The 22,035-nt window shown below is 68.9% G+C and carries 21 protein-coding genes; 12 read left to right on the top strand and 9 right to left on the bottom strand.

All coding sequences use genetic code 11. The annotated features are described in order from the left end of the window. The first annotated feature begins 38 nt into the window (after window positions 1–38). Entirely contained in the window at window positions 39–890 is an 852-nt protein-coding gene (gene hisG / locus D7D52_RS30970; protein ID WP_120742030.1) for an ATP phosphoribosyltransferase, read from the top strand. A gap of 21 nt (window positions 891–911) precedes the next feature. Here hisG and D7D52_RS30965 read toward each other — a convergent pair whose 3' ends face one another. After that, window positions 912–1,769 (bottom strand): RecB family exonuclease, encoded by an 858-nt coding sequence (locus D7D52_RS30965; RefSeq protein WP_187703060.1) that lies wholly within the window; start codon window positions 1,767–1,769, stop codon window positions 912–914. 105 nt (window positions 1,770–1,874) lie between these two features. Here D7D52_RS30965 and D7D52_RS30960 point away from each other — a divergent pair, with 105 nt between their 5' ends. Beyond that, a complete protein-coding gene (locus D7D52_RS30960) occupies window positions 1,875–2,708 on the top strand; it encodes a tRNA (adenine-N1)-methyltransferase (RefSeq protein ID WP_120742026.1) in 834 nt (277 codons plus the stop codon). Window positions 2,709–2,825: 117 nt separating this feature from the next. Here D7D52_RS30960 and D7D52_RS30955 read toward each other — a convergent pair whose 3' ends face one another. After that, window positions 2,826–3,257: an MTB12 C-terminal domain-containing protein gene (locus D7D52_RS30955; protein ID WP_120742024.1), complete on the bottom strand. Its 432-nt coding sequence runs from the start codon at window positions 3,255–3,257 to the stop codon at window positions 2,826–2,828. A 34-nt stretch (window positions 3,258–3,291) separates the two neighbouring features. Continuing rightward, window positions 3,292–3,792 (bottom strand): WKL family lipoprotein, encoded by a 501-nt coding sequence (locus tag D7D52_RS30950; RefSeq protein ID WP_120742023.1) that lies wholly within the window; start codon window positions 3,790–3,792, stop codon window positions 3,292–3,294. A 179-nt stretch (window positions 3,793–3,971) separates the two neighbouring features. On the opposite strand from D7D52_RS30950, the gene arc reads away from it, so the two are divergent. Further along, the gene (gene arc, locus D7D52_RS30945; protein ID WP_120742021.1) at window positions 3,972–5,732 is read left to right on the top strand and encodes a proteasome ATPase; all 1,761 of its coding nucleotides are present in this window, start codon (window positions 3,972–3,974) and stop codon (window positions 5,730–5,732) included. Between the two features lie 63 nt (window positions 5,733–5,795). Here the strand turns inward: arc and D7D52_RS30940 are convergent, their stop codons facing one another. The 3 genes from D7D52_RS30940 to D7D52_RS30930 all read right to left on the bottom strand — a co-directional run bounded on the left by D7D52_RS30940 (window position 5,796) and on the right by D7D52_RS30930 (window position 8,953). After that, a complete protein-coding gene (locus D7D52_RS30940) occupies window positions 5,796–6,278 on the bottom strand; it encodes a nuclear transport factor 2 family protein (protein WP_120742019.1) in 483 nt (160 codons plus the stop codon). 119 nt (window positions 6,279–6,397) lie between these two features. Next, entirely contained in the window at window positions 6,398–7,240 is an 843-nt protein-coding gene (locus D7D52_RS40040) for a hypothetical protein (RefSeq protein ID WP_162958664.1), read from the bottom strand. A 141-nt stretch (window positions 7,241–7,381) separates the two neighbouring features. After that, complete coding sequence (locus D7D52_RS30930) at window positions 7,382–8,953, bottom strand: aminotransferase-like domain-containing protein (protein WP_246023418.1); 1,572 nt, start codon at window positions 8,951–8,953, stop codon at window positions 7,382–7,384. 123 nt (window positions 8,954–9,076) lie between these two features. Between D7D52_RS30930 and D7D52_RS30925 the strand changes: the two genes are divergently transcribed. The 7 genes from D7D52_RS30925 (at window position 9,077) to D7D52_RS30895 (ending at window position 16,199) form a co-directional block, all read left to right on the top strand. Beyond that, window positions 9,077–9,913 carry a nitrilase-related carbon-nitrogen hydrolase gene (locus tag D7D52_RS30925; RefSeq protein ID WP_120742015.1) on the top strand — a complete coding sequence of 279 codons (837 nt, stop codon included), beginning with the start codon at window positions 9,077–9,079 and terminating at the stop codon, window positions 9,911–9,913. Next, window positions 9,910–11,331 carry a dihydropyrimidinase gene (gene hydA / locus D7D52_RS30920; RefSeq protein ID WP_120742013.1) on the top strand — a complete coding sequence of 474 codons (1,422 nt, stop codon included), beginning with the start codon at window positions 9,910–9,912 and terminating at the stop codon, window positions 11,329–11,331. The genes D7D52_RS30925 and hydA overlap by 4 nt, the downstream gene beginning before the upstream one ends. Window positions 11,332–11,356: 25 nt before the next feature. Next, window positions 11,357–12,394: a TIGR03842 family LLM class F420-dependent oxidoreductase gene (locus D7D52_RS30915; RefSeq protein WP_120742011.1), complete on the top strand. Its 1,038-nt coding sequence runs from the start codon at window positions 11,357–11,359 to the stop codon at window positions 12,392–12,394. Continuing rightward, entirely contained in the window at window positions 12,391–13,341 is a 951-nt protein-coding gene (locus D7D52_RS30910; RefSeq protein ID WP_246023417.1) for an ABC transporter permease, read from the top strand. Before D7D52_RS30915 ends, D7D52_RS30910 begins: the two co-directional genes overlap by 4 nt. Before the next feature lie 97 nt (window positions 13,342–13,438). Further along, the gene (locus D7D52_RS30905) at window positions 13,439–14,290 is read left to right on the top strand and encodes an ABC transporter ATP-binding protein (protein ID WP_187703059.1); all 852 of its coding nucleotides are present in this window, start codon (window positions 13,439–13,441) and stop codon (window positions 14,288–14,290) included. Continuing rightward, window positions 14,287–15,060 carry an ABC transporter permease gene (locus D7D52_RS30900; protein ID WP_120742007.1) on the top strand — a complete coding sequence of 258 codons (774 nt, stop codon included), beginning with the start codon at window positions 14,287–14,289 and terminating at the stop codon, window positions 15,058–15,060. Before D7D52_RS30905 ends, D7D52_RS30900 begins: the two co-directional genes overlap by 4 nt. After that, a complete protein-coding gene (locus D7D52_RS30895; protein ID WP_120742005.1) occupies window positions 15,057–16,199 on the top strand; it encodes an ABC transporter substrate-binding protein in 1,143 nt (380 codons plus the stop codon). The genes D7D52_RS30900 and D7D52_RS30895 overlap by 4 nt, the downstream gene beginning before the upstream one ends. Window positions 16,200–16,560: 361 nt before the next feature. Here D7D52_RS30895 and D7D52_RS30890 read toward each other — a convergent pair whose 3' ends face one another. Then, entirely contained in the window at window positions 16,561–17,079 is a 519-nt protein-coding gene (locus D7D52_RS30890) for an NUDIX hydrolase (protein ID WP_246023415.1), read from the bottom strand. Window positions 17,080–17,250: 171 nt separating this feature from the next. Here D7D52_RS30890 and D7D52_RS30885 point away from each other — a divergent pair, with 171 nt between their 5' ends. After that, window positions 17,251–17,631, top strand: coding sequence for a nitroreductase family deazaflavin-dependent oxidoreductase (locus tag D7D52_RS30885; protein ID WP_120742001.1), 381 nt, complete (start codon window positions 17,251–17,253; stop codon window positions 17,629–17,631). A gap of 4 nt (window positions 17,632–17,635) precedes the next feature. Here D7D52_RS30885 and D7D52_RS30880 read toward each other — a convergent pair whose 3' ends face one another. Beyond that, window positions 17,636–18,139, bottom strand: coding sequence for a nitroreductase/quinone reductase family protein (locus tag D7D52_RS30880; protein ID WP_222932706.1), 504 nt, complete (start codon window positions 18,137–18,139; stop codon window positions 17,636–17,638). Window positions 18,140–18,314: 175 nt separating this feature from the next. Between D7D52_RS30880 and D7D52_RS30875 the strand changes: the two genes are divergently transcribed. Next, window positions 18,315–19,859: a glycosyltransferase family 39 protein gene (locus tag D7D52_RS30875; protein WP_246024085.1), complete on the top strand. Its 1,545-nt coding sequence runs from the start codon at window positions 18,315–18,317 to the stop codon at window positions 19,857–19,859. A 4-nt stretch (window positions 19,860–19,863) separates the two neighbouring features. Here the strand turns inward: D7D52_RS30875 and D7D52_RS30870 are convergent, their stop codons facing one another. Then, a complete protein-coding gene (locus tag D7D52_RS30870) occupies window positions 19,864–21,924 on the bottom strand; it encodes a CocE/NonD family hydrolase (protein WP_162958663.1) in 2,061 nt (686 codons plus the stop codon). Window positions 21,925–22,035 lie beyond the last annotated feature (111 nt).

Genomic DNA, 22,035 nt, shown 5'->3' with positions numbered 1-22,035 from the left:
GTCGTCACCGTCTTCCCTCCCCTCCGAAAGGACCTCCCATGCTTCGCGTCGCCGTCCCCAACAAGGGCGCCCTGTCCGAATCCGCCGTCGCCATCCTGTCCGAGGCGGGCTACCGCAAGCGCGGCGATTCCCGCGATCTGAGCGTGCTCGACCCGGCCAACCAGGTCGAGTTCTACTTCCTGCGGCCCAAGGACATCGCCATCTACGTCGGCTCCGGCGAGCTCGACCTCGGCATCACCGGCCGCGATCTGGCGCTGGATTCCGGTGCGCCCGTGCAGGAACGGCTCGCCCTCGGCTTCGGCCGCTCCACCTTCCGCTACGCCGCCCCGGCCGGGCGCGACTGGAAGGTCGAGGACCTAGACGACAAGCGCATCGCCACCTCCTACCCGAACCTGGTGCTGCAGGATCTGGCCGCGCGCGGCATTCAGGCCGAGGTCATCCGCCTCGACGGCGCGGTCGAGATCTCCATTCAGCTCGGTGTCGCCGACGCCATCGCCGACGTGGTCGGCTCCGGGCGCACCCTGCGCCAGCACAACCTGGTCGCCTTCGGGGACTCGCTGTGCGATTCCGAGGGCGTGCTGATCGAGGCCAAGGGCGCCGACCGCGAGGACAAGGCCCGCAACCAGCTCGTGGCCCGCATCCAGGGCGTGGTGTTCGCCCAGCAGTACCTGATGCTGGACTACGACTGCCCCAAGGCGCTGCTGGACGAGGCCGTGCGCATCACCCCGGGCCTGGAGTCGCCGACCATCGCCCCGCTCACCGATCCCGAATGGGTCGCGGTGCGCGCGCTGGTGCCGCGCAAGAACGGCAACGAGCTCATGGACCAGTTGGCGGATCTGGGCGCCAAGGCCATTCTGGCCACCGACATCCGCTCCTGCCGCGCCTTCTGATTCGCTCGGGGCCCGATTCGCTCATCTCCCTTCCGGTTCGGATTCGACCGGGCCGGAGGGGAAAGGCGGTGGGGTGCCGCCGAATTCGGGGCATAGTCGCTTGAAATCGCAGTACTGGCACATCCAGCCCGGGCTGGGCGGGAACTCACCGGTCTCGGCGGCGGTGACGATGGCCGCCCACAGCGCCGACAGGATCCGCTCGAAACGCAGCAGCTCCTCCGGATCGGGGCGATAGGACAGGGTGATGCCGTCGGCCAGATACATCAGGCGCAGCTCTTCGGGCGCGCGGCCCTGGGTGCGCAACAGGACCAGCGCGTAGAACTTGAGCTGGAACAGCGCCCGGGTCTCGTAGGCCAGGCCCGGGGCGCGGCCGGTCTTGTAGTCGATGACATGCACGGCGCCATCGGCGGCACGATCGATGCGGTCCACGATGCCGCGCAGCGGGGTGCCGTCGGGCAGCTCGGTCTCGATGAAGGTCTCACACGATTCGGGGTCGAAGCCGGTGGGATCCTCGAGCCGGAAGTAGACGCCGACCAGCTTGCGCACCTCGGCCAGAAAGTCCTCGAGCTCGCCGTCGGGAATCAGATCCCCGACTTCGGGCCGGCCATCGCGGACCCCGGCCCAGGCGGGCTCGATCAACGCGGTGGCGGCGTCGATGTCACGCTGCGCGGCCGGCAGCCCGAACAGCGCCTCCAGCACGGCGTGCACCACCGTGCCGCGCACCGCCACCCGCGAGGGCGGCTCCGGGATCTGATCGATGACCCGCAGCCGGTACTTCAACGGGCACTGTTTGAAATCGATTGCGCGCGAAGGGGACAGCGCGGGACCACGCGGAGCGAAAAGCTCCGTCTCCGGGGTACTGATCACGTCAACCGACATACCTGGCAGGCTAAACGCAGGCACCGACAAGGTGCGCACGAATTCGGCGCGGCAATTCCGCAGCGACGCAACGACCACACCACGACCCATCCAGAACGGAGCAGCATGACGGCCAGACGGACCGGCCCTTTCGAAATCGGTGACCGGGTACAGCTGACCGACGCCAAGGGGCGCAAGTTCACGGTGATCCTGGAGGAGGGCAAGGAGTTCCACACCCACGCCGGGCACATCAAGCACGACGACCTCATCGGCTCCGACGAGGGCAGCGTGGTGAACTCCGCCAAGGGCACCCCCTACCTGGCGCTGCGTCCGCTGCTGACCGATTACGTGCTGTCCATGCCGCGCGGCGCGGCGGTCATCTACCCCAAGGACGCCGCCCAGATCGTGCACGAGGGCGATATGTTCCCGGGCGCGAAGGTTCTGGAGGCCGGCGCCGGGTCCGGTGCGCTGACCTGCTCGCTGCTGCGCGCGGTCGGCCCGGAGGGCAAGGTCATCTCCTGGGAGATCCGCGAGGACCACGCCGAGCACGCCGTGAAGAATGTCGAGCGCTTCTTCGGCGAACGTCCGGCCAACTGGGATCTGACCCTCGGTGACGTCGCCGACTACTCCGGCGAACAGGTCGACCGGGTCATCCTCGACATGCTCAAGCCGTGGGACACCCTGGAGACGATCGCCAAGGTCCTCATCCCCGGCGGCGTCTTCCTGGCCTACGTGGCCACCACCACGCAGCTCTCGGAGGTCGTCGAGGCGCTGCGGCGGCAGGGTTGCTGGACCGAGCCCGCCGCCTGGGAGTCGATGGTGCGGCCGTGGCATGTGGTCGGTCTGGCCGTGCGCCCGGAGCATCGCATGCAGGGCCACACCGCCTTCCTGGTGAAGGCCCGCCGCCTCGCCGACGGTGTCACCGCCCCCAGGCCGCAGCGCCGCCCCTCCAAGGGCTGAAAAGCGGCGCGCGAAGATATATTTCGCGCCACACCCGCCAGACGACGATGCGCCCCCGCCGGACTCCGGCGGGGGCGCATCGTCGAATTCCGGCCGCGGCGAGCCGTTTCCGTGCGTTCAGCAGGGCGCCTTGCCCATGGCCAGGATGGTGCAGGCGGTGTTCTCCGACAGCTGCCAGCCGGCGTCGGTGTGCTGCCAGGTCATCGGCACGCCCGGCATGGTGCCGTGCGGGGAGGAGATGGCGACCGAGGCATTCGCGGTGTCGCCGTTGGCCTGTACGTCCGAGACGGTCCAGCCGATGGTGCCGTAGTTGGCCAGGCCCTGGTTCATCTTGTCGAGGTTCGCGGTGTGCGCGCCGCCGTTGACCATGAGCTGTGTCTTGTCCGCGGCCGGGACGGCCGGATCGGTGAAGCGGGTCAGCACCGACTGCAATTCGCCGGCCGCGGCCGCGGGCGCGGCGGTGTCGGCGGTGGCCAGGCCCGCGCCCGCGGTGAGGGCGGCGGTGGCGGCGGCGACGGTCACGGACAGGCGAAGCGAACGAGCGAACATGAACGAACAGACCTTTCGAGTGGCGAGGGGTGGGTTACTGGCAGGCCGCGCGGGCCATGCCGAGGATGGTGCAGGCGCCCGCGTCCGAGAGCTTCCAGGCGCCATCGCTGTACTGGAAGGCCATCGGGACGTCGGGCATGGTGCCGTGCGGGGAGGTCACCGACACCTTGGCGTCGGCCTTGTTGCCGTCCTGTTTGATTTCGCCGACGGTGAAACCGACCTGGTAATGCGACAGGCCCTGGTTCATGGTGTCGATATTTCCGAGACGTTTGTCACCGTCGACGACTAGTTTGGCCTTGTCGGCAGCCGGTTTCGCCGGGTCGGCGAAGGCCGTGAGGACGCTTTCGAGGTTTTCCGCGGTCGGCGCGGGCGCGGCGGCGACCGACGAGGTGGAATGCGGCGACGTGGAATTCGAGGACGAAGAACCCTTGTCGTCGGAGCTACAGCCGGTCACAGTTGCCGTAACGGCCGCGAGGGCCGCGACGGTAGCCAGGGAAACACGCAGACCAGGAGTACGACTGGTGGGAAGGAGCATCGGCGGCGCCTTTCGGCTCGGCCGGCGATTAACTCGCCGGAAACAGGTTAGGGCAGGCTAACATGCTGGCCCGGCAGGTCCGCCGCAGCCTAGATGTGATCACGACGAAACCATGTCGGAAAGCGGGAACGGTTAGAGCCCGGTAGCGTTGATAGACCGGGACTGGGAGGAGCAGCATCATGAGCCCCATCGAACATTCGGACTCGGCGGCCTGGAGGGAACTCGAGGCAGTACGCGCCGAGGCCGCTGCACTCCGGAGGCAACTCGCCGACACGCCGGATCGCACACGGGAATTGGAAGCGCGCGTCGATTCGCTGACGATTCGCAACACCAAACTGATGGACACCTTGAAGGAAGCCCGCCAGCAACTGGTGGCGCTCCGCGAGGAAGTGGACCGCCTCGGCCAGCCACCTTCGGGCTACGGCGTCCTCATCGGCGTGTACGACGATCAGACGGTCGATGTGTTCACTTCCGGGCGCAAGATGCGGTTGACGTGTTCGCCGAACATCGACACCACCACTCTCCACTACGGGCAGACCGTACGTCTCAACGAGGCGCTGACCGTGGTCGAGGCCGGCGGTTTCGACGCCATCGGTGAGATCGGCACGCTGCGTGAGATTCTCGACGACGGCCGGCGCGCGCTGGTGGTCGGGCACGCCGACGAGGAGCGGGTGGTGTGGCTGTCCGGGCCGCTGACCGCACTGGTCGACGTGGACGATCTCGAGGATCCGGACCGCCCGATTCGCAAACTGCGGCCGGGTGATTCGCTGCTGGTCGACACCAAGGCCGGTTTCGCCTTCGAGCGCGTCCCCAAGGCCGAGGTCGAGGATCTGGTCCTGGAGGAGGTGCCGGACGTCAACTACGAGGACATCGGCGGCCTCTCGCGCCAGATCGAGCAGATCCGCGACGCGGTGGAACTGCCGTTCCTGCACAAGGATCTGTTCCGCGAGTACGCGCTGCGCCCGCCCAAGGGCGTGCTGCTCTACGGCCCTCCCGGTTGCGGTAAGACGTTGATCGCCAAGGCCGTCGCCAACTCCCTGGCCAAGAAGATCGCCGAGGCGCGCGGTGAGGATGCCAAGGAGGCCAAGTCCTTCTTCCTCAACATCAAGGGTCCCGAGCTGCTCAACAAGTTCGTGGGCGAGACCGAGCGCCACATTCGGATCATCTTCCAGCGGGCTCGCGAGAAGGCGTCCGAGGGCACCCCGGTGATCGTGTTCTTCGACGAGATGGATTCGATCTTCCGCACCCGCGGTTCGGGTGTCTCCTCCGATGTGGAGACCACCGTTGTGCCGCAGCTGCTTTCGGAGATCGACGGCGTCGAGGGCCTGGAGAACGTGATCGTGATCGGCGCCTCCAACCGTGAGGACATGATCGACCCCGCGATCCTGCGGCCCGGCCGCCTGGACGTGAAGATCAAGATCGAGCGGCCGGATGCCGAAGCGGCACAGGACATCTTCTCCAAGTACCTGACCGATACGCTGCCCCTGCGCTCCGACGATCTCGAGGAGTTCGACGGCGATCGCTCCAAGTGCGTGCAGGCCACCATCGAACGCGTGGTGGACCGCATGTACGCCGAGAGCGAGGACAACCGCTTCCTGGAGGTCACCTACGCCAACGGTGACAAGGAAGTCCTGTACTTCAAGGACTTCAATTCCGGCGCCATGATCCAGAACATCGTGGACCGGGCCAAGAAGTACGCCATCAAGTCCGTCCTCGAAACCGGCAACCCGGGCCTGAGCATCCAGCATCTCTACGATTCGATCGTGGACGAGTTCTCCGAGAACGAGGACCTGCCCAACACCACGAATCCCGATGACTGGGCGCGCATCTCGGGCAAGAAGGGCGAGCGCATCGTCTACATCCGCACCCTGGTGACGGGCAAGAACGCCAGCGCGAGCCGCGCCATCGACACCGAGTCGAACACCGGCCAGTACCTGTAGGACCGGAAACCCAAGGGCCGCATCCGCCTTAGCGGATGCGGCCCTTGCACGTCCCTGCCTGTTCTACTCGGCGTCCGCAGTGTTCAGCGGACGATCCTCGGTCCAATCGACCTGAAGCCGACGCTCAGCGAACAGCCACCCGTCGCCGCCGTGCGCGAAGGTGTCGGCATAGCGGATCTGCATGATGAACACCCGCGGCCCCGACGCGGTGTCGTAAACGTGCGATGCGGTGCAATAGGTTTCGCCGCGCACCGCGTCGCCGGAGAAATCCAGCAGTTGATTCGCGATGACGTGCCGGGTGACGCGGTAGCGATCCAGCGATTTCATGGTCGCCTCGATCGCCGCGCGGCCTTGCGTGGCGGTGGCCGGCCGCTCGTCACCCCACTCGACGACCAGGCTGCCGTCCGCGGTGAACAATGCCGCGGTCTCGGCATCGCGCCGCCGATCGACGTGGGCGGCATAGCGTTCGGCCAGTTCACGCAATGCCAGCCGAGTCTCCACCAGATCCATCCGCGCCTCCTCGATACCGGGTGTCGATTCGTTCATACCCCGAGGACGTTCGTGGGGCGAGTGGCGTCCCGCTGACAGGACGAGGACCCGACCCCTTTCGGCGACGGGCCCCGGCCTGTGAATTGGTCTGGTGCGGAGCGGCTTTCGTGGCCGGGTTACTGTGCGGGCTGCTGATCGGCGAGGATGCCGCCGCCGACGGCGCCGACGATCGCGGCGGGAATGCCGAGCGCCGCGGCGCCGAGTGCGCCGCCGACGACCGCACCGGCCAGCGCGCCCGCGCCGACGCCGATCACGCCGCCGATGGCCGCGCCGGCGACCGCGGCGACCGGGGCGCTGGCGCCGGCGGCGATGAACGGCAGCAGCGGCAGGATGGGCAGGGCGGCCAGGGCTGCGCCGCCGGTCGGTGCGGCGGCCACGGTTTCGGCGATGATGCCGCCCACGGTGGCCAGCGCGGCCGCGCCGGCGGGCACGGTCGCGGTGCCGACCAGAGCGCCGATGCCCACCCCCGCGACACCGCCGAGCAGGCCGCCGAAGTAGCCGCCGGTCACCGCGCCGACGCCGCCGCCGATCAGGGCGCCCGGAATGCCCACGACCGCGGCGCCGCCGAGCACGCCGGTGGCGATGCGGGCGGCACGATCGGAATCGAAGCCCGCGCCGGTGCCGATCTGCGCGAGTTGCGCCTGCGCCTGGTCGGCCGCGGCGTTGACGCCGTCGCGAACCTCGGCGGGCAGCCACTCGGGGGCGGGCGCGGCCACGTCACCGACGCGGAAAGCGCCGTCGGTGGCGAGCAACTGCTGCGGGTCGAACGAGGGCAGCGCCACGCCGGGAATCGTCACGTCGGGCAGGGCGGGGACGGTCACGCCGGGCAGGGCGGTCACGTCGGGCAGGGTGGGGGCGCCGGGGAGCGGGGCGGCCGAGGCGATGCCCGCGGCGGCGACGGCGGCGGCGACCGGCAGGGCCACGACGGCGGCATGGAACGACTTGCGGGTGATCGACATCGGTCTTCGGGATTCCTTCATCGGTTATTGCTGGGCCGGAGTCGGCCGGGAGACCGTCGAATGATAGCTGCCGCCTTTCATTGGTGTTTGCTGAGGGGTAGCTAATGTGCCGATGAGTGTGCCGGGGGTCGGAGAGGTCGTTCAGGGGCGGCGGATGCGGCGGTAGGTGGGGGTGGCGGTGGCGGCGGTGGCGAGTTGGGTTGCCACTTCGTCTATTTCGTGGGTGGGGAGGGCGGCGATGGTGAGGCGGAGGTGGTCGGTGTGGGGGTGGTCGGTGACTTCGAAGGGGCCGCCGGGGGCGGCTTTGATGCCGGCGGCGGCCAGGGAGATGAGGGCGGCGTTCTCGTCGGCCACCGGGAACCACAGGTTGATGCCGTCGCCGCGGGGGAGGTGGATGTCGTGGCGGGACAGGGACTTTCGCAGGGCGTCGGCGCGGGTGCGGTAGCGGGTGCGGGCCTCGGTGATTCTGGCGCGGGCGGTGTCGTCGGTGAGCATGTGCAGCAGGACGCGCTGCAGCAGGCGGGAGGACCAGCCGGGGCCGAGCATGCGGCGTTCGAGGACCGGGTCGAGGTGGGCGGCGGGGCCGCCGACCGCGGCCAGTCGCAGGTCCGCGCCGTGGGATTTGGAGTAGGAGCGGATGTGGACGGTGCGGGCGGGCAGGCGGGTGGCCAGGGAGCGCAGGGGCGCGGTGGTGATGCCCGCGCTGTGGTCGTCCTCGATGATCATCGGGGTGACGCCGGCGATCACGGCGGCGTCGGACAGGACATCGGCGAGCTGGCGGACGCGCTGGGCGGTGAGCGAGGCGCCCGTCGGATTCTGGGCGCGCGGTTGCAGCAGCACCGCCACGGGAGTGTGCGCCGCCAGGGCGGCGGCCAGGCGATCCGGTAGCAGTCCCGCCCGGTCCACGTCCACCGGCACCGGACGGGCGGCCAGGCGCGCGAGCAGGTCCAGAAACGGTGGGAAGCACGGGTTTTCCACGATCACGGCGTCGCCGAGATGCACATGGGCGGCCAGCAGCCGGTCGACGGCGTCGAGGGCGCCGTCGAGGACGGTGAAGCGTTCGGCGCGGGCGGGCCAGTCCGCGCGAATGGCCGCCTCCAGCTCGGGCAGGACGGCATCGCCCAGGTAGGTGGCCGACAGGTCGTCGATGCGGTCGTCGCCGTGCAGCGCGCGCAAGGCCGCGGTGAGGTCGGGCAGCAGCGCCGGATCGGGGGTACCGCGCGAGAGATCGATGCGAAAAGCGTTGTCGGAGTGCGGATGCAGACGCTGATAGCGGCCGACGGCGGGCGCCTGCCGCAGGTGCGGGAGATCCTCGACGAAGGTGCCCGCCCGGCCGCGCGCCACAATCGCGCCCGTCGCGGCGAGCGCGCGCCACGCCTGGTTGACGGTGGCGGGGGAGACCCGCAGTTCCCGGGCCACCTCGCGCACCGTGGGCAGCCGGGTACCGGGCGGCAGGGCCCCCGAGCGGATGCGCCGGCTGACGGCGGCCGCGATACCGGTGGCGGTGCGGTCGTGCGCGGCCGCGGCCAGGGCCGCCGCGGTATCGGGCGGCGTGGAGGTGCCGGAGGGAAGGGCACTGAGGTCGGCGGCACCGCCAGGCCGGGCGGTGTCGGAGGGGAGGGCACTGAGGTCGGCGGCACCGCCGGGCGGGGCGGTGTCGACGGGGATGGCATCGTCCCCGGCCGCGTGCGGTGGTCCGAGTTCGGTTGTCACAGCGCCATTCTGCGTGCCCGGTCGCGGGGCTCCGAGCACGGGGTCGGAGGATTTACGGTCACGAAATCGTTTCCATCAACTTGTAACACAAGTGGATTCGTTTCCAGTGCAGTATCACAAGGCATGGCGATTGTTCGAGCGGCGCTGGTGCAGACGAACTGGACCGGCGACAAAGAGTCCATGATCAAGGCGCATGAGGACTATGCGCGGCAGGCGGCTGCGGCCGGGGCCAAGGTGATCTGTTTTCAGGAGCTGTTCTACGGGCCGTATTTCTGCCAGGTGCAGGACACCAAGTTCTACGACTACGCCGAATCTGTGCCCGGCCCGACCACCGAGCGGTTCGCGGCCCTGGCGCGTGAGCTGGGGCTGGTGATGGTGCTGCCGGTCTACGAGCAGGAGCAGCAGGGCCACCTGTACAACACCGCGGCGGTCATCGACGCCGACGGCAGCTATCTCGGCAAGTACCGCAAGCATCACATTCCGCAGGTGCACGGGTTCTGGGAGAAGTTCTATTTCCGGCCCGGCAACCTGGGCTGGCCGGTGTTCGATACCGCGGTCGGCAAGGTCGGGGTGTACATCTGCTACGACCGGCATTTCCCGGAGGGCTGGCGGGCGCTGGGCCTGGCGGGCGCGGAGATCGTGTTCAATCCCTCGGCGACCTCGCGCGGCCTGTCCAACTACCTGTGGAAGCTGGAGCAGCCCGCGTCGGCGGTGGCCAACGAGTACTTCGTCGGGGCCATCAACCGGGTCGGCGTCGAGGAGTACGGCGACGACGATTTCTACGGGACCAGCTACTTCGTCGACCCGGAGGGGAAGTTCGTCGGCGAGGTGGCCTCCGACACCGCGCCCGAGCTGATCGTGCGCGACCTGGACATGGATCTGATCAAGGTGGTGCGCGACCGCTGGGCCTTCTACCGCGACCGGCGGCCGGACGCCTACGGAAAGCTGGTGGAGCCGTGAGCACGACGTTCATCCACGGCGGAATCGTGGTCTCCGCCACCGGATCTCAACCCCTGGACGTCCTGATCGACGGCGAGACCATCGCGGCGGTCCTGCAGCCGGGATCGACCGCGCTGGGCAGCGACCTGGCCGCCACCGCGGACACGGTCATCGACGCCACCGGCAAATACGTCATCCCCGGCGGCGTCGACGGCCACACCCACATGCAGATGCCCTTCGGCGGCACCGAAGCCTCCGACACCTTCGAAACCGGCACGCGCGCAGCGGCGTTCGGCGGCACCACCACGATCATCGATTTCGCGATCCAGAAACCGGGGGAGCGAGTGCAGGACAGCCTGGCGCTGTGGCACGACAAAGCCTCCGGCAAATGCGCGATCGACTACGGATTCCACCAGATCGTGGGCTCGGTGGACGCCGAATCCCTCAAGGGGATGAGCGAATTGGTGTCCGAGGGCGTCTCCAGTTTCAAACTGTTCATGGCGTATCCGGGCGTGTTCTACTCCGACGACGGCCAGATCCTGCGCGCCATGCAAACCGCCGGCGATCTCGGTGCGCTGCTGATGATGCACGCCGAGAACGGAATCGCCATCGATGTGCTGGTCGAGCAGGCGGTGTCGCGCGGTGAGACCGCACCCTACTACCACGGCGTCACGCGCCCCTGGCAGATGGAGGAGGAGGCCACCCACCGCGCGATCATGCTGGCGCAGGTGACCGGTGCGCCGCTGTACGTCGTGCACGTCTCGGCCAAGCAGGCCCTGCAACAGATCGCCGAGGCACGGGGCAAGGGGCAGAACGTCTTCGGCGAGACCTGCCCGCAGTACCTGTACCTGTCGCTGGAGGAGAACCTGGGCGCACCGGGTTTCGAGGGCGCGAAATGGGTGTGCTCGACGCCGCTGCGCGCTCGCGCCGAGGGCCATCAGGACGAGCTGTGGCGGTTCATCCGCACCGGCGACGTCACCACCGTGGCCACCGACCACTGCCCGTTCTGCATGAAGGACCAGAAGGACATGGGCATAGGGGATTTCAGCAAGATCCCCAATGGCATCGGCGGTGTCGAACACCGGATGGATCTGATGTTCCAGGGCGTCAAGGACGGCCGGATCTCACTGGAGAAGTGGGTGGAGGTGTGCTGCACCGCGCCCGCCCGCACCTTCGGGCTGTATCCGCGCAAGGGCGTCATCTCGCCGGGCGCGGACGCCGACGTGGTGATCTACGACCCGAACGGGCACACCAGCATCGGGCTGGGCAAGACCCACCACATGAATATGGACTACAGCGCCTACGAGGGCTTCGAGATCGACGGACATGTCGACACCGTGCTCTCGCGCGGCCGGGTCCTCGTCGACGACGGCGCCTACCTGGGCAGTGCCGGCCACGGCCGGTTCGTCAAACGCGGCCTGTCGCAGAACCTCATCTGACCGACTACGAGGGGAGAAGCGCCGCATGGATATCGGTGTGGTGTTGCAGTGCACGCCGCCCGCCTCGCGGGTGGTGGAGTTGGCGAGAATCGCGGAGACGCACGGGTTCTCGCACGTGTGGACCTTCGATTCGCACCTGCTGTGGCAGGAGCCGTACGTCATCTACAGCCAGATCCTCGCCGCGACCCGCAAGGTCGTGGTCGGGCCCATGGTGACCAATCCGTCCACCCGGGATTGGACGGTGACCGCGTCCACTTTCGCGACCCTCAACGACATGTTCGGCAATCGCACCGTCTGCGGGATCGGACGCGGTGATTCGGCGGTCCGCACCCTGGGCGGCAGGCCCGCCAACCTGGCGACCCTGCGCGAATCCATCGGCGTCATCAAGGAATTGGGCAACGGACGCAGCGCGCGGATCGGGGACACCACCGTCCGATTCCCGTGGGCGGCGGCCTCGCGGCTACCGGTGTGGGTGGCCGGGTACGGGCCGCGCGCGCTCGATCTCACCGGCGAGGTGGCCGACGGGTTCATCCTGCAACTCGCCGACCCGGACATCACCGCCTGGACCATCGCCCGCGTGCGCGCCGCCGCCGAACGCGCGGGCCGCGACCCCGACGCGGTCACCATCTGCGTCGCCGCACCCGCCTACATCACCGACGGCACCGCCGCCGCGCTGAAACACGCACGGGAGCAATGCCGGTGGTTCGGCGGCATGGTCGGCAACCACGTCGCCGACATCGTGGCCCGCTACGGCGCCGACTCCGGCGTCCCGCAGGCCCTCACCGACTACATCGCCGGCCGACAGGGCTACGACTACAACGAGCACGGCCGCGCCGGAAACACCCACGCCGAGTTCGTGCCCGACGAGATCGTGGACCGCTTCTGCATTCTCGGCACCCCCGACGAGCACCTGACCCGGCTGCGCGAACTCGAGGCCCTCGGCGTCGACCAGTTCGCGGTGTACCTGCAACACGACGCCAAGACCGCGACCCTCGAGGCCTACGGCGAATCCGTGCTGCCGCGCCTGCCGCACCCGATCGAGGCGACGGTGACGAACTCGTGACGGCCACGTCGACGGTGGTTCGCGCGGCCGAAGCGGTCGAGACCCAAGGCGCGACGGCCGGCCGGTTCGCCTGGCGCGGCGGGCCCGGCTGGCGGCTGCTGTATCCCCTCGCGGCCTTCGCGCTGGTGATCGGGTTGTGGGAGTTGATCAAGGCGGTGGTTCCGGCCAACGGGGTCAGCGTGGGCGGCCAGCGGGTGCTGCCGCGCACGACCGATGGGGCGCTGCCGCATTCGTGGGCGGTGCTGACCGTGCTGGGGGAGCGCGACGGCAAGACGACCGTCGGCGCGACCCTGCTGCGCACCGCGAGTTTCACCCTCGAACTGTCCCTGCTGGCGCTGGCGGTGGGCGCCGTGGTGGGTATCGCGCTGGCGGTGCTCATGCAGCGGTTCTCGTTCGTCGAGCGCGGACTGCTGCCGTATGTGATCGTCTCGCAGACGATTCCGCTGATCGCCTTGGCTCCGCTGGTCGCGGGCTGGGGCGGGAAGATTCATATCGCCGGGCAGCCGTGGCAGCCGTGGATGAGCATCGTGGTGATCGCGTCCTACCTGGTGTTCTTCCCCGTCGCCATCGGCACCCTGCGCGGATTGCAGTCGCCCGCAACGGCTTCGGTGGAACTGCTGCACAGCTGCGCTGCCGGCTGGTGGGCGACGCTCACCCATTTGCGATTCCCGGCGGCGGTCCCGCACATCCTGCCCGCGCTGCGGCTGGGCGCGGCGGCCGCGGTGATCGGCAGTGTGGTCGCGGAGATCTCGACCGGCACCGCGGGCGGCATCGGGCGTCAGATCATCGTGTTCTCGCAACAGTCCACGGGCAATGCCGCCCGCCTCTACGCCGCGGTGATCGCCGCCGCGCTGCTGGGCGTGGTCCTCACCGCGCTGGTGTCCGCGCTGGAAGCGGTGCTGCGCCGCTACGCCCGCCCCGGCCACACCTCGGGAGCGCGGCGTTGACCAGAGTCGAACCGGGGCCCGCGCCCGTCCACATCGTTCCATCCGCCGAATCGGCCGCGCGCCGTGCCGATCTCGGCTGTTCGTTCGGAGGTACCCCGTGACCGTGGAGGCATCCGCGTCGCTGCCGCATCCCACCGCCGAGATCGTGCCCGCCGTCGAATTGCGGGCGGTGGGCAAGATCTTCGATGCGGGCGCGGTGACCGCGTTGCAGGACATCGACCTGACCGTCGCGGCCGGTGAGTTCGTCTCGCTGATCGGGCCTTCGGGCTGCGGCAAGTCCACGCTGCTGCGGATCGTCGCCGATCTGGAGGAGCCGAGCTCGGGAACCGTTGTGGTGCACGGCAAGACGGCCCGCAAGGCCCGGCTCGATCAGGACTACGGGATCGCGTTCCAGCAGGCTGGACTGCTGGAGTGGCGGACCGTGCAGGAGAACGTCGAGCTGCCGTTGCAGCTGCACGGCGTCGGCAAGCGGGAAAGACGCGCGCGCAGCGCGGAATTGCTCGAGATCACCGGCCTGACCGAGTTCGCGCGCCGCTTCCCGGCCGAGCTGTCCGGCGGCATGCAGCAGCGCGTCGCCATCGCTCGCGCGCTGGCGCGCAAACCACCGCTGCTGCTGATGGACGAACCGTTCGGCGCGCTCGACGAGATGACCCGCGAGCGCATGCAGGGCGAACTGCTGCGCATCGCCGAAGAGACCGGGGCGGCCGTGCTTTTCGTGACCCACTCCATTCCCGAGGCGGTGTTCCTGTCCGACCGGGTGGTGGTCATGTCACCGCGGCCGGGCCGCATCACCGAGGTCCTGGCCACCGGCGGCTGGGACCGCGACCGCGACGACGACGTGCGCTCGGGCGAGGAATTCTTCGCCGCCGTGGCCGCCGTCCGCGCCGCCCTGCACGAAGGGCACGGCGGCGACAGGCCGAAAAGCACCGCGGGACGGGACATTCGATGACGAGGACCCTCGGAACCTGGCTGCCGCCTGTGCTTTTCGGTGTCGCCCTGCTGGTGCTGTGGCAGGTGCTGACCGTGGCGGCGGGCGTGCCGTCGTTCCTGTTGCCCGCACCCAGCGCCATCGCGAAAGCGTTCGGCGACAACGAGCACGCCATCCTCGAGGCCGCCGTCGCCACCGGAAAGAACGCCCTGGTCGGCCTGCTGGCGGGCGCGATCCTCGGCATCGCCGCCGCCATCCTCGCTGCCCGCTTCGCGGTGGTGGACGGCATCCTGGGCGCGCTCGCCGCTGCCGCGGCCGCCGTCCCGATCGTGGCGCTGGCCCCGCTGCTGAATTCCATGTACTCCACCACCACCGATCTGCCGCGCCGCCTGGTCGCCACCATCGTGGTGTTCTTCCCCGTCTTCGTCAGCACCACACGGGGATTGCGTCAGGTTCCGCGCGTGCACGCCGACCTCATGCACGCCTACGCCGCCACCGGCTGGCAGATCACCCGCACCGTGCGCCTGCCCGCCGCGCTGCCGCACCTGTTCACCGGACTGCGCATCGCCGCCCCGGGCGCGGTGATCGCCGCCATCATCGCCGAATACTTCGGCGGCCTGCAGCACGGCCTGGGCAGCCGCATCACCTCCGCCGCCGCCAATACCGCCTACCCGCGCGCCTGGGCGTACGTGGTGGCGGCCATGCTGCTCGGCCTGGTGTTCCTGGCCGCCGTGGTGCTGCTCGAACAGCTCACCCGCAGACCCCGCACCACCCCTGGGAGATCGAAATGAGAAGTACCGGTAGAAGATTGCGCATCCGGGCCGTGCTGGCCGCCGTCACCGTGGCGGTGGCGGCCCTGTCCGGATGCAGCACCAGCGACAACTCGACCACCTCCGACGGCCTCACCAAGGTGAAGCTGCAACTGCAGTGGTTCAAACAGGGCCAGTTCGCCGGCTATCTGGCCGCGGCCGCGCAGGGCTACTACAAGGAGCAGGGCCTCGACGTCGACATCCTCGACGGCGGCACCGATATCGTCCCGCAGACCGTGCTGGCGCAGGGGCAGGCCGATTACGCCGTCGCCTGGGTGCCCAAGGCGCTCGCCTCCCGCGAGGCCGGGGCGGGCATCACCGATGTCGCGCAGATCTTCCAACGCTCGGGCACCAAACAGGTGTCGTTCAAGAGCGCCGGGATCGGCGGCCCGGCCGACCTGAAGGGCAAGAAGGTCGGAAACTGGGGCTACGGCAACGAATTCGAGCTCTTCGCCGGCATGACGAAGGCGGGCCTGGACCCGGCCAAGGATGTCACCCTGGTGCAGCAGCAGTTCGACATGAACGCCTTCCTCGCCCACGACATCGACGCCGCGCAGGCCATGTCCTACAACGAGTACGCGCAGTTGCTCGAGGTCAAGAACCCGGCCACCGGAAAGCTTTACACCCCCGAGGATTTCGCCACCATCGACTGGAACGACCAGGGTGTGGCCATGCTGCAGGACGCCCTGTGGGCCAATACCGACAAGCTGAAGGACAGCAAGTACGCCGACCAGACGGTGAAGTTCATCGCCGCCTCGCTGAAGGGCTGGGCGTTCTGCCGCGACAATGTCGACAAGTGCCGCGACCTCACCGTCGCCGCCGGATCGACCTTGGGCGCGAGCCATCAGCAGTGGCAGATCACCGAGGTGAACAAGCTGATCTGGCCGTCGCCCAACGGGGTCGGGATGATCGACAAGGCCGCGTGGGATCGGACCGTCGCCATCGCCAAGACCACCAAGAACCAGGAGGGCAAGACCGTCCTGACCAAGGATCCCGACGCCGCGGCCTACAGCGTCGAATACGTGACCAAGGCGCTGGATCTGCTGAAGTCCCAGGGCGTCGACGTGACCGGGACGTCGTATGTCGCCCAGCCGGTAACCCTCATCGAGGGCGGCAAATAGAAAGTGATCTAAGTCACATATTTATCGAACCGATATAATCCCTGGTGGAACCCGTTCTACCGTGTAGCTCCGGTCGGGATCGAGGAAAATTTCCCGAAGAAAAGGCTTCCTCTCGAATGTGAACCGTGCATGATTCACATGCCCGACATGTCGTTTGGATTAGATGAGGAGTAGCACGTGGGAACTGGATCCGCTTCGGATTTCCTGGCCCAGGTCTTGATCAAGACCATTCAGGGACTGTTCTCGGGCAGTGGCGCCCCCGGTTCGACCGGTAACTGACGCACTGAGCCACCGAGCCACGACGGCCCATCGAATCGCGCGGGATTCGATGGGCCGCCGTCATGTCCGGGGTGGACGCGGCTCAGGGCAGTAGATCGGGGATCAGCGTGCGGGTGTCGGGCACGAACGGCCAGGCCGGATCCTCGAGATGGGAGCGCAGCTCCTCGTCGGTCCACCACCAGCCGTCCGCGATCTCCTCGGGCTGATGGCGGATCGGGCCGTCGTAGCGGATTTCATAGGCGAACAGATGGCAGCGCATCGGGCGACCGGCCCATTCGCCGTCCCAGGACGCGGTGGCCAGCGGCAGCAGGCCCTCGTCGTGCGGGCCCGGCTCGATGCCGAGCTCCTCGGCCAGTTCCCGGGCGGCGGCCGCGGCGGGATCCTCACCCGGGCCCAGCACGCCACCGGCCAGGCAGTCGTGCATGCCCGCGAAGACGGCCTTGGTGTCGGTTCGCCTGTGCACGTAGATCTTCGAGCCGTCCCGTGAGCGCACCAGGACGCCCGCGCTGGCGTGCCAGATACCCTGCGCGTACACCTGCGCGCGCTCCAGCGCGCCGATCTCGCGTCCGGCGGCGTCGTACACCGCGATCATCTCCGACATGGCCGGGCTCCTTCCTGTGCCGCCGCGCAAGCGGCCCTGAACAGCACTGTAGGGGCCGGTCGAACACTGCTGTCGCGGCGGGTCGGACGCGGGCTCGCGGATGCCGCGCGCGGTGATCGTCGGCGGCGTAGCCTCAGGGGCGCAACCGTTTTCGTCAGGGAGGACGAGATCATGCCGCTGCCCCGGACCCTCGCCAGGATCAACCGCAAGATCAGCAATCCGGTGCTGGGGGTGCTGGCGCGGGTCGCGCCGTTCTTCGGCGTCGTCGTGCACCGCGGCCGCAAGTCCGGGCGCGAGTACCGCTCCCCGGTGATGGTGTTCGCGCGGGACGGCGGCTACCGCATCGCCCTCACCTACGGCCGGGATGTGGACTGGCTCAAGAACATTCGCGCGGCGGGGACCTTCCAGTTCGAGACGCGCGGGCGCACGGTCACCCTCACCGATCCGGTGATCGGGCACGACGCGTCCGCCTCGTGGGCGCCGCCGCTGGTGCGGCAGGTGCTCGTCGGCCTCGACGCCGAGGATTACGTGCAGGCCAGGCTCGTCGACTGAGAGCTCAGTGCACGCTGAGCCGGATGATCACACAGCCCTGCTGCCAGCTCTGATAGGAGTCGGCCTTACTGGGGTTGCCCTGCGCGTCCAGCCCGATGCCGTTGAACTTGGCCCACTGCTTGTTGTCGCGGGCGATGACCTCCGAGAGCCGCACCACCGATTCGGCGTCGGTGAGCACCTCGGCGTCGGCGGTGCGCTTCGGACCGCCGAACGACACCGCCAGCGGGGTGCCCTTGCGAATATTGCTCACCCACGGACGTTTGGCGGTACCGACGAGAATGTCGCCCTCGTGGCGGGTGTAGGCGACCGGGACGTCGTAGACCTTGCCGGATTTGCGGCCGACGACATGCAGCACGCACAGTCGCTTGCCGACCCGCGGTGCGAGCAGCGGGACCTTCAGCAGGACGCGAATGACGGCGTTGAGCCGGTTCTGGTAGGAGCGGATCGGCTCCGGGCCGGAGGTGGTCGGGGTGCCGTAGGGGTTGGCGGCCGGGGTCTGTTCGGTCATGCCGGGGCTCCTTCGCTGGAACGCGTTGCGCGGCAGTCACATCGGCATAGAGTATAGGTCGCCCGGACTCGGCGGCGCGGCCGTCCGCGCGGGTCGGCGGATTTGCCGGTCGGACGCTGTAGATTCCTGATGTCCGGAGCGTGACCCCGCCGTCGAGGAGTGCGCGTTGACCGATGTGGTGGATCGCCCGGCCCGGCCCCACGGTTCGGGACGGCATGCCAAACCCGACGAGCGCCCGTCCATGGCCTGGTGGACGGTGGCGGCGGTCGCGGTGCCCGCCGCGGTGGTGCTGGTGCTGTCGGCCTCGCGCTACGGCTATTTCGGCGACGAGCTGTACTTTCTGGCGGCCGGGCGGCGGCCCGCGTTCGGGTACGCCGATCAGGGGCCGGTGCTGCCGCTGCTGGCCCGGCTCATGGACACCCTCGCGCCCGGATCGTTTCTGGTGCTGCGGCTGCCGGCGGTGGCGTTGACGGTGACCGCGATCGTGTTGTGCGCCATGCTCGCCCGCGAATTCGAGGGCGGCCGCTGGGCGCAGGGGCTGGCCGCGCTCGGCTACGCGAGCTCACCGTTTCTGCTGTTGCAGGGCGCCATGCTCACCACCAACGCGGTCGACACCGCGCTGTGGGTGATCATCACCTGGCTGGTGGTGCGCTGGGTGCGCACTCGCGCCGACGGCCTGCTGCTGGCCGCGGCCCTGCTCACCGCCGTGGACATGCAGGTGAAGTGGCTGATCCCGTTCTTCTGGCTGGCGCTGGCGGCCGCGAGCCTGCTGTGCGGTCCGCGCGAGCTGGTGCGGCGGCCGCTGCTGTGGCTGGGCGGGGCGATCGTGGTGGCGGCCACCGTGCCCGAACTGCTGTGGCAGGCCCGCCATTCCTGGCCGCAGCTGAAGATGGGCGGGGTGATCGGGGCCGAGCAGGGCATCCTGGGCGGGCGACTGCTGTTCGTGCCGATGTCGGTGAGCCTGGCCGGGTATCTGGGCGCGTTGCTGCTGCTGTGGGGCCTGTGGGTGCTGCTGCGCTGGGATTTGTTGCGGCCCTACCGTTTTCTCGCGGTCACGCTGCTGCTGCTCTACGGCGCGTTTCTGCTCACCGGCGGGCGCATCTACTACGCGGCGGGCATGTACGCAGTGGTGATCGCCGCCGGCGCGGTCGGGGTGACCGGCACCGCCGCCCGGCTGCGCCCGCGCCGGCGGCGGATACTGATCGGGGCCGTCGCCCTATTGGCGGTCGGCGCAACGGCTTTCACGCTGTACTCCACCCCGTGGCGGCCCGCCGACCGGGTGCGCCCGCCCCGCGACGACGCCGAGGCGGCGGTCGCCATCGGCGTCTACGGGTCCTTCGGCTGGCACGAGCTCACCGACGAGGTGATCCACGCCTACGACGCGCTCACCCCGGCCGAACGCGCCCACGCCGTCATCCTCACCGACACCTATTGGCAGGCAAGCGCTCTCGACCAGCTGGGCCGCGATCGCCTGCCCGCCGTCTACAGCCCCAGCCGCGGCTTCGGCTACTTCGCCACCCCACCCGACGACGCGTCGGCGGTGCTGGCCGTCGGCGGCTACGAGGCCGCCCTGCGCAGCCAGTTCGACCACGTCGACGCCGTCGGCAAGGTCGACACCCGCCTGGGCTTCAAGGGCAACACCCAGGACGTCACCCTCTGGAAGTGCTCGGGGCGCAAGCAGCCGTGGGCACGAGTGTGGCCGAACTGGATGCACCTGTAGCGCGTCAGCGATGAGTGAACGAACTCGCCGGGGCGAGCGGCACCACCAGCGCGGACGGGTGGGCGGCATCGCGCTGGATCTGCTGCGAGGTCCCCAGCAGCCGGCCCAGATCCGCCGGATTGGGGATGGTCGACGGGAAGGTGCCGGAGGTGATGCGCAGGCGCAGCGCGTGACCGGGTTCGAGGCGGTGGAACGCGGGCCGGATCTTCACCTCCATCTTCACCACGTCGCCGGGGGTGAGCAGTTGCTCGTTCTCCTTCAGGATCGTGTGCTCGGGCGCGTACACCGTGCCGTCGCCGGTGTTCCAGGTCTTGGCCGGGTCCAGGGTGCGCTGGCTGGCCAATTGCGCACCGCCGGTGATGTTCACGGCGCTGCCGTCGGGGGCGACATCGTCGAGCCACACCTGGAAGGCGGCGTCGGCGCCGGTGGAGGAGGCGTAGAGGGTGACGCTCGACGGGCCGGCCAGCATGGTCGGTTCGGTCACCGGGTCCATGGTGTAGCGCAGGCCCGCGGTCGGTCCCTGCACCCATTCGGTGCACGGGTTGGAGACGGTGAAGACCCGGAACACGAAATCGAGTAGGCCGCCGGTGTATTGGCCGAGGGTCTCGCGATTGCAGATGGTGTCGATGCCGGTGTAGTCCAGGTGATCCGAGGCGTCGGCGGCGGCGGGCTTGTCCGCCACCAGGCGGTCGCCGTCGAAGTAGCGCTGCTGGACGGCGGCCTGCTCGAACGGGTAGCGGACGGTGTCGGCGGCGGTGTTGTTCGCGTCGATGGTGTGCAGGGGATTCGCGGTCTCGTCGACGCCGTTGTGAATGTCCTTGAGCCACCGGTCGAACCAGGCCAGCGTGATCAGGTTCGTGTCCATGCGCGAGCCGGGTCCCAGACCCAGGCCGACGTGATACCAAGGGCCCATGAGCAATTGGTAGCGGCCGTCGGCGCGCTGATCAGCCGCCATCGGCGCGAACTGATCGCGACCGGCCGAAAGGTTCTGCAGCTGCGCGTAATTGCGTACCGCGCCCTCCTGGTACAGGTCCCACCAGCCGTCGACCTGGTACATGGCGATGCCGTTGTCCACCAGATTGTGCAGGTCGGTCTCGAAACGCCGATCCTTCCACCAGGTGTTGTCGTAGGCGGTGGCGCCGCCGGTGTAGGCGTCGAACAACAGCTTCACCGTGCTGGTATCCGGGCCGACCAAGGCGTTCAGATGATCGCCGAGCGAGCGCAGGAACTGCTGCGGCGACACCGTCGCGCTCAGGAACGGCCCGATCAGGCTCAGATACGGGACCATCAGCGAGATGACCGTCAACAGCAGCGGGCTCATCATGCCGTCGTGATTGAGCACCTCGTCGAAGATGTTGTTGGGCACCGCGAACGGCACGATCGCCTTCAACGGTGAACCGGGGCCGACGGTTTCGGCGGTCCGCATGGCCGACAGGCCCGGGAACGAGTAACCGTACATGCCGACCTTGCCGTTGGCGCCGGGCAGTTTCGCCGCCCAGTCCACCAGTTCCGCGCCGTCCTTGCCGTCCTGCTGCGAGGCCGGGCTCCACGCGCCGGTGGAGCCGCCGGTGCCGCGCACGTCCGCGGTCACCTCGATATAGCCGTGGCGCACCAGCATGTCCTGCATGGAGGTGGCCTGATTGATGATGCGACGGGCATCCTCGAGCTGATCGGGCAGCTGGATGTGCAGATCGTCGATGACGCCGGTGATCGCGGCGGTCAAAGCGCTGGTGACCGCGCCGTAGGTGGTGAAGTTGACGATGACCGGGAATTCGCCCGCCGCGCGCTGCCCGGTCGCCGGATCGGTGGGGTAGCGGACCTCGGCCTGCAACTGGGTGCCGTCGGAGAGCGGAACGATCTGTCCCAGTTGATAATCCACCCCGTATTTCTCCGGGGTGGGCTGGTAGGCCGCCGGGAGCCCGAAGTTGGCGGGGGCGTCCGGCACCGGCCCGAAGACGGGCGCGCCCTGGGCGGTGGTGGTCGTGACGGTCATGGCCAGGACCGAGAACCCGGCCACGGCCCACGGCGCCAGACGGCAGCGACGGGGCCGGAAGGTGTTACTCAACGATCTACCTCTGCGGATGGTCGGGAGATCGCTGCGCGTACGCCGCTGCGGCGGCGCCGACCACGACCTCGTCGTCGCCGTTCAGCACACAGCACAGCGCGAGCGCGTCGC

The sequence above is a fragment of the Nocardia yunnanensis genome (genome assembly GCF_003626895.1).
GTDB classification, from domain to species: Bacteria; Actinomycetota; Actinomycetes; order Mycobacteriales; family Mycobacteriaceae; genus Nocardia; species Nocardia yunnanensis.
The sequence above is the reverse complement of the archived record's forward strand: the minus strand, read 5'-3'. Positions and strand labels throughout refer to the sequence as shown.

Bases quoted from the DNA above. Each gene is read 5' to 3' on its own strand.
- hisG (WP_120742030.1), top strand. From the start codon at position 39: ATGCTTCGCGTCGCCGTCCCCAACAAGGGCGCCCTGTCCGAATCCGCC.
- D7D52_RS30965 (WP_187703060.1), bottom strand. From the start codon at position 1,769: ATGTCGGTTGACGTGATCAGTACCCCGGAGACGGAGCTTTTCGCTCCG.
- D7D52_RS30960 (WP_120742026.1), top strand. From the start codon at position 1,875: ATGACGGCCAGACGGACCGGCCCTTTCGAAATCGGTGACCGGGTACAG.
- D7D52_RS30955 (WP_120742024.1), bottom strand. From the start codon at position 3,257: ATGTTCGCTCGTTCGCTTCGCCTGTCCGTGACCGTCGCCGCCGCCACC.
- D7D52_RS30950 (WP_120742023.1), bottom strand. From the start codon at position 3,792: ATGCTCCTTCCCACCAGTCGTACTCCTGGTCTGCGTGTTTCCCTGGCT.
- arc (WP_120742021.1), top strand. From the start codon at position 3,972: ATGAGCCCCATCGAACATTCGGACTCGGCGGCCTGGAGGGAACTCGAG.
- D7D52_RS30940 (WP_120742019.1), bottom strand. From the start codon at position 6,278: ATGAACGAATCGACACCCGGTATCGAGGAGGCGCGGATGGATCTGGTG.
- D7D52_RS40040 (WP_162958664.1), bottom strand. From the start codon at position 7,240: ATGTCGATCACCCGCAAGTCGTTCCATGCCGCCGTCGTGGCCCTGCCG.
- D7D52_RS30925 (WP_120742015.1), top strand. From the start codon at position 9,077: ATGGCGATTGTTCGAGCGGCGCTGGTGCAGACGAACTGGACCGGCGAC.
- D7D52_RS30915 (WP_120742011.1), top strand. From the start codon at position 11,357: ATGGATATCGGTGTGGTGTTGCAGTGCACGCCGCCCGCCTCGCGGGTG.
- D7D52_RS30900 (WP_120742007.1), top strand. From the start codon at position 14,287: ATGACGAGGACCCTCGGAACCTGGCTGCCGCCTGTGCTTTTCGGTGTC.
- D7D52_RS30895 (WP_120742005.1), top strand. From the start codon at position 15,057: ATGAGAAGTACCGGTAGAAGATTGCGCATCCGGGCCGTGCTGGCCGCC.
- D7D52_RS30890 (WP_246023415.1), bottom strand. From the start codon at position 17,079: ATGTCGGAGATGATCGCGGTGTACGACGCCGCCGGACGCGAGATCGGC.
- D7D52_RS30885 (WP_120742001.1), top strand. From the start codon at position 17,251: ATGCCGCTGCCCCGGACCCTCGCCAGGATCAACCGCAAGATCAGCAAT.
- D7D52_RS30880 (WP_222932706.1), bottom strand. From the start codon at position 18,139: ATGACCGAACAGACCCCGGCCGCCAACCCCTACGGCACCCCGACCACC.